This is a genomic window from Burkholderia sp. 3C, from assembly GCF_054589155.1.
In genome coordinates this window covers 205,730-210,954 of the sequence record NZ_BAAILN010000012.1, presented here as the reverse complement: position 1 = coordinate 210,954, position 5,225 = coordinate 205,730, and the positions used below count along the sequence as shown (strand labels likewise).

At 70.4% G+C, this 5,225-nt stretch carries 5 protein-coding genes; 1 reads left to right on the top strand and 4 read right to left on the bottom strand.

Going from position 1 to position 5,225, the window contains the following annotated elements:
• Positions 1-85 precede the first annotated feature (85 nt).
• Positions 86-1,078 (bottom strand): aliphatic sulfonate ABC transporter substrate-binding protein, encoded by a 993-nt coding sequence (locus tag ACYP33_RS02055; protein ID WP_459619388.1) that lies wholly within the window; start codon positions 1,076-1,078, stop codon positions 86-88.
• A gap of 117 nt (positions 1,079-1,195) precedes the next feature.
• Entirely contained in the window at positions 1,196-1,771 is a 576-nt protein-coding gene (locus tag ACYP33_RS02050; protein ID WP_459619386.1) for a flavin reductase family protein, read from the bottom strand.
• Positions 1,772-2,094: 323 nt separating this feature from the next.
• Here ACYP33_RS02050 and ACYP33_RS02045 point away from each other — a divergent pair, with 323 nt between their 5' ends.
• Complete coding sequence (locus tag ACYP33_RS02045; protein WP_459619384.1) at positions 2,095-2,970, top strand: helix-turn-helix transcriptional regulator; 876 nt, start codon at positions 2,095-2,097, stop codon at positions 2,968-2,970.
• Between the two features lie 34 nt (positions 2,971-3,004).
• On the opposite strand, the gene ACYP33_RS02040 is transcribed toward ACYP33_RS02045, so the two are convergent.
• A complete protein-coding gene (locus ACYP33_RS02040) occupies positions 3,005-3,466 on the bottom strand; it encodes a DUF2000 domain-containing protein (protein WP_459619382.1) in 462 nt (153 codons plus the stop codon).
• A gap of 126 nt (positions 3,467-3,592) precedes the next feature.
• Positions 3,593-4,888, bottom strand: a complete 1,296-nt coding sequence (locus ACYP33_RS02035) for an Nramp family divalent metal transporter (RefSeq protein ID WP_459619380.1) — start codon at positions 4,886-4,888, stop codon at positions 3,593-3,595.
• Positions 4,889-5,225 lie beyond the last annotated feature (337 nt).

Genomic DNA, 5,225 nt, shown 5'->3' with positions numbered 1-5,225 from the left:
CTCAGACGCCGAACCTCAGACGCCGAACCTCAGACGCCGAACCTCAGACGCCGAACCTCAGACGCCGAACCTCAGACGCCGAACCTCAGACGCCAGCCGGCACGGCCTTGCGTGCCGCGAAATCCCAGCGCAACGCCTGTTTCGTATCGACGCGCACCGGCAGCAGGCCGGCGTTCTTGAACGTATCGGCGATCTGTTGCTGCTCGCCGTAGTTGGCCGGCAGCACCGCGCGCACGAGGTAGCTGCGGCGCGCGTTGGCGCGTGCGATGGTGGCGGCGTCGAGCCCCCAGATCGGCGCGAGCACGGCCGCGGCCTCATCCTGATGCGCGCGCAGCCAGATGCTTTCCTGCGTCAGCGCGTCGAACAGCGCCTTCACCACGTCGGGATGGGCGGTCGCATACTCGGTCGAGGCGAGGTAATAGCGCTGGTACGAGGCCAGCCCGTTGCCGTCGGCCAGCACCTTGACGTCGGGGCGGCGATCGACCGATGCGACGTACGGGTCCCACGTGATCCAGGCCGCCACGCTGCCGCGCTCGAACGCGGCGCGGCCGTCGGCCGGCGTCAGGTAGTGGACGGACACGTCGGCGGGCGTCAGCCCCGCCTTGGCCAGCGCGGCCAGCAACAGGTAATGGCTGCCGGCGGCCTTGGTGGTGGCGATGTCCTTGCCCTTGAGCCCGGCCAGCGAATCGATGCCGCTGTCGCGCTTGACGACGATCGCCTGCGCGGACGGCGACGGCGCTTCCTGCGCCACATACACGAACCGCGCCTGCGCGGCCTGCGCGAACACCGGCACCGTATCGGCCACGTCGGCGCTGAAATCGACTGCGCCGATGTTCAGCGCCTCGGTCAGCGGCAGGCCGCTGGCGAACTCGTGCCATTCGACGCGCGTCTGCAGCGGCGCGAGCGCGCGGTCGAGCGTGCCGCGCGCCTTCAGCAGCGTGATCAGCGTCGACGATTTCTGATAGCCGATGCGCAGCACGTTGGGCGCGGGCTGGGCGGCGCGCGCGAACGGGCCGGCGGCGGACAGCGTCAGCGCGAGCAGGGAACGGGAAAAGGCGCGGCGCGTGAGTCGGGACATGGAGCGGATTCCTGGAACATGAGCGGTCAACGAATCCGCTAACGTAACGGTTTCGGCTGCTGCAGCGAACCGATCATTTCAGCTATCGATATCCGCGCGCGGACTATTCACGCGCCGTCAGATATCGACCTGAAACCCCTTCCAGTTCAGCATGTGCTCGCGCAGGTCGAACACCTCGCCGTCGGCGGCGAACGTGCCGTCGCCGCGATGATGGAGCACGCGTCGTTCCTCGCGCGCGTCGTCCACGGCGGCGGCCACCGCGCGCAGCACGAACAGGTCGTGGCGCTCGGCGAGCGTGTCGTCTTCCACCACGCACTCGATGTTGTACAGGCAGCCGGCCAGGCGCGGCGGCGCGACCTGCTTCGACGGCCGCGCGGTGAGGCCGAAGCGCGCGAACTTGTCGACGGCCGCGCCGCTGCAATTGCCGATGTCGACCACGGTGCGCACCCAGTCCGCGCCCGGCACCGCGAGCACGCATTCGCCCGTTTCGCGCAGCGCGGCGTGGCTGTGGTCCCACGGGCCGATGATCGCGCCGATCAGCGGCGGCGAGTGGCGCATCACCATGTGAAAGCCCATCGTCATGACGTTCGGGCGCGCGCCGTCGTGCGTGACGACCAGCACCACCGGGCCGGATTCGAGCAGGCGGTAGGTTTTCGACGGATCGATCTCGCGCAGGGCGGGTTGGGCGGGCATCTTGGGAGCCTCCAGCGGGGTGGCGCGGGGGACGCGCCGGTTGGGTCCGCCGATTGTCGCGCAGCGCGCTCGACGGCGCTGGGGCCGTGCGCCTATGGGTCGGACGGTCGGCGAGTCGGCGAGTTGGCGAGTTGGCGAGTCGGCGAGTCGGCAAGTCGGCAAGTCGGCAAGTCGGCAAGTCGGCAGATCAGTGGACCAGTGGACCAGTGGACCGGCAGTTCGGCCGGCCGCCTCGCAGGCCCACCGGCCGACTGGAAAACGCATGCCCGTGGATGGTGTACATTGGCGCGACCCTCACTCGTCAGCCTCCGCCGCCCCCGATCATGAACGCCCGAAGCGCCCGCCCGGCCAGGGCGCCGGACCCGAAAACCGACGTACGCATCTGGCGCGCGCCCGAGCTGGCCGCCGACCTGCTGCACGGCGATTTCCACGATTTCTCCTACGACGTCCACACTCACGACACGGCCTGCTTCGCGCTGATCACCGAGGGCGCGATCCGGATCCGCATGCATGGCAGCGAGTTCGTGGCCAAGGCGGGCGACCTCTACGCGATCGACGCCGACGCGCCGCACGCCGGCTGGCCAGTCGATGCGAGCGGCTGGCGGCAGCGCACCGTGTACGTGCGCACCGAGCATCTGCGCTCGCTGCTGGCCGACGGCGGCGCGGCCGAGCGCGGCGCGGCGATTCGCGGGCCGATCATCGGCGACGCGAGGCTCAACGCGTTGTTCTGCCGCGTGCATCGGGATTCCGAGGTGCAGGCCGATGCGCTGCGTCGCGAGGAGCGTTACCTGCGGTTTGTCGCGCGCTTGTTCGAGCGGCACGTGCACGAGCCGCTGGTGCCGCGCGAGGCCGGCGCGGAGCCGCAGGCGGTGCGCATCGCGCGCGAATTCCTCGATCACCGGCTCGACAGCCAGGTGCATCTCGACGAGATCGCAGGCGCGGCCGGGCTGCCGGTGTTCCGGTTGTTTCGCGCGTTCGAGCGGCATCTCGGCATGACGCCGCATGCGTATCAGCGGCAGGCGCGGGTGCGCTCGGCGATCGCGCTGATGCGGCTCGGCCGGCCGCTCAGCGAGGTGGCCGCCGCCACCGGCTTCGCCGACCAGGCGCATCTGACGCGTTCGTTCCGCCGCATGATGGGCGTCACGCCGGGCGTGTTCCGCGATGCGGCGCTCGGGCGGCGGCGCGGCGCCGGTGTTTGAGGCGCGTCGCCCGCCGGCTTCGACTTCGGTCCGCCTACTTTAACAAACCGAGATTCGCGACGATCTTGCCGATCGGCTTGCGCGCGCCCGCCAGCGCGACGCCGACATAGCGCAGCGTGGCCGTGTCGACCAGCGCCACCGCGTCGCGGAACGCCGAATAGTCGGTGGTCTGCTGGCCCTGCACCGGGAAATCCACCACGTCGCAGCCGGCCGCCACGGCCTTGTCGCGGATCGCGGGCAGCGCGTCGGCGTCGGCCGCCAGCACGGCGATGCCGATCGGGATCAGGCCCGGATGCGCGATGCCGCTGGCATCCACCAGCGGCGGGCCGACCAGGGCCGGGTGGCGCTGGCCGATCGTCAGCGCCAGCACGGCGGCGGCGTTGGCCGCGCGGCCCGGCGGCAACTGGTTGTCGACCACGATCACGCAGCGCTCGGGCGTGACCGGGGCGGTGGAGGCGGTTGGGGTGGCAGAAGAAGGGGAAAGGTCCTGCGTCATGCGGATGTCCTCCGGCTATCGATGAGGACCGCATTATTCGGGCGGGCGCGGCGGGCGTCTTGAACGCCATTGCACGGGTCGCCGGGCCGCTGCTTTCGCCGCTTTGCCGGCGCGGCACGGCGCGCCTCAGCCGGCCCAGAGTTGCCAGAGCAGCGCCACGTTCAGCGCGAGGATCAGCGCGGTGCTGGCCCAGGTCGCGGCCAGCACCGCGCCACGCACGCGCCAGCGGCCCATCAGCGCCGGGTCGGACGCGAAGCGCACCAACGGAATCACGGCCAGCGGCAATTGCAGGCTCAACACCACCTGGCTGGCCACCAGCAGTTGCGCCGAGCCGTGATCGCCGAACGCCACCACGGCGGCCAGCGCCGGGCCGATCGCCAGCGCGCGCGTGAGCAGTGCGCGGCGCGTGGCCGTCATGCGCAGCTTCAGGAAGCCTTCCATCACGATCTGGCCGGCCAGCGTGCCCGTCACCGTCGAGTTCAGGCCGCAGGCCAGCAGCGCGGCGGCGAACAGCAGGCTGGCCCAGTCGCTGCCCACCAGCGGCGCGAGCAGGCGGTGGGCGTCGGCGAGATCGTCGATATCGGTGTGGCCGCTGGTATGGAACACGGCGGCCGCCACGATCAGCAGCGCCGCGTTGACCACGAACGCGAAGCCGAGCGAGCCGAACGTGTCGTAGCCGACGCCGCGGATCGTATCGGCGATCGCCGCGTCGCGGTCGTCGCCGGCGGGCGGCGCGTGGCGCTTGACCAGCGCCGAGTGCAGATAGAGGTTGTGCGGCATGACCGTCGCGCCGACGATGCCGGCCGCGAGCCAGACCATCCCCGCGTTGCGCACCAGTTCCGGCGAGGGCGTGAAGCCGCCGAGCACGGCGAGCCAATCGGGCCGGGCGAGCGCCACTTCGGCGACGAAGCACAGCGCGACGAACAGGATCAGCGCGGCGACGCAGATCTCGAGCGTGCGATGGCCGCGCCGCTGCAGCGCCAGCATCGCGAACGTGCCGACCGCCGACATCAGCACGCCCGCCAGCAGCGGCACGTGCAGCAGCATTTGCAGCGCGACCGCGCAGCCCACCACCTCGGCCACGTCGCAGGCGATGATGGCCGCTTCGGTGGCGAGCCAGAGCACGAACGTGGTGCGTGGCGCGAGGCGCTCGCGGCACAGCTCGGCCAGATCGCGCCCGGTCACCACGCCGACGCGCGCCGCCACCCATTGCAGCAGCACCGCGATCAGGCTGGCCAGCGCGACCACCACCAGCAGCCGATAGCCGAACTGCGCGCCGCCCGCCAGCGCCGTGGCCCAGTTGCCGGGGTCCATGTAGCCGACCGCCACCAGCGCACCCGCTCCGGCGAAGCGGGTCCACGGCGTCGGCGGGCGAAGCCTTGGCGCGGGCGAGGGAAGAGACGGCATCATGGGATCGGACATGGGTTCGGGGCCGGTCAGGTCCGGCGCGTCAGGTCAAGCATAGTGGCGAAACGGGAGTCACGTTCAAGAATGATAATTATTCTCATTCTTGTTTGGCAATCGAAAATATCGATCGGGGGGATAGAGCGCGTTCGAGGAGAAAACGGGGACGGGGTTACGGCGTCGTGGGGAGGCGGCTGGCGGGGGAGCGGGACGGTTGGCGCGGCCGGGCGAGGCGCGCCATGAATGCGCAGCCTCCGGGCGATGGCGGCGCAAGTGCCGGACCTGTTGGATCGATCGCTTTACAGAGATTTATCCAATCTGGATAATTATCCAGCCTGGATAAAGCTGGATAAGG